The following is a 753-nucleotide window of genomic DNA, read 5'->3' on the forward strand; positions in this document are numbered from 1 at the left end:
GCCCCCGGGAACGGGCCGGGAGAGGTCGGGGTGCCCGGAACCGGGGCGGGCGAGATCGGCGTCGGGCTGGTCGGCGCGGGGCTCATGGGCGCCCGGTTCCCGGCGTCGCGCTCCGGGCGCGTCCGGGGCTCGCGGTACGCCTCCCCGGGTGACGCCGTCTCCCGTGGCCGTCGGTCCGGGTACGCGTCACTCCGGGCGGCCGGCTCCCGCCAGGGGCCACGCTCCTCGGCGCGCCGCCGCTCGTCGGCCGGGTACCGACCGTCGGGCCCGTGCGAGCTGCCACGGCGGTGCTCGTCGTGCTCGCGGTACCCGCCGGTGATGTGCGGGGCGGCGTGATCTCGGCCACCGTTCGTCTGGTGACCGTCGCGCCGACGGTCGTACCCGCCGGTGGGCCGGTGCTGCGGCAGCTCGTCCGGCTCGCGCAGCCAGCCCGGCTCGACGCCCCGCACCGGCCCGGGGGAGACCGACCGGACGTCGGAGGGCGGCCGCGGCGGCCAGCCGTCGCGCCGGTCGGCTCCGCGGTCGTGCTGCCAGGCCGTCTCGCGGAGCCGTTCGGGCTGACCGGGGCCGTGCCCGGCGCGGCCCTGCTGCCGGTCCGGTGCGGGCTGCCGGCGTTCCCGCCCCCAGAGCTGTTCGCCGACCGGCGGCCGGTACCGCTCGTCCCCGGGGCGGTCGCCGGCCGGCTGAAACGGTCCCTGCTCGTGGTCGGCCCAGGAGCGCCCGAGGTACGTGCCGTCGGGGCGGGTGGGGGCC

General features: G+C 80.2%; 1 pseudogene. It reads right to left on the reverse strand.

The annotated features are described in order from the left end of the window. Nucleotides 1-753 (reverse strand): annotated as a pseudogene (locus E1182_RS31500) (hypothetical protein); the annotation flags it as partial.

It is taken from the genome of Micromonospora sp. KC721, from assembly GCF_004348355.1.
Lineage (GTDB): Bacteria > Actinomycetota > Actinomycetes > Mycobacteriales > Micromonosporaceae > Micromonospora.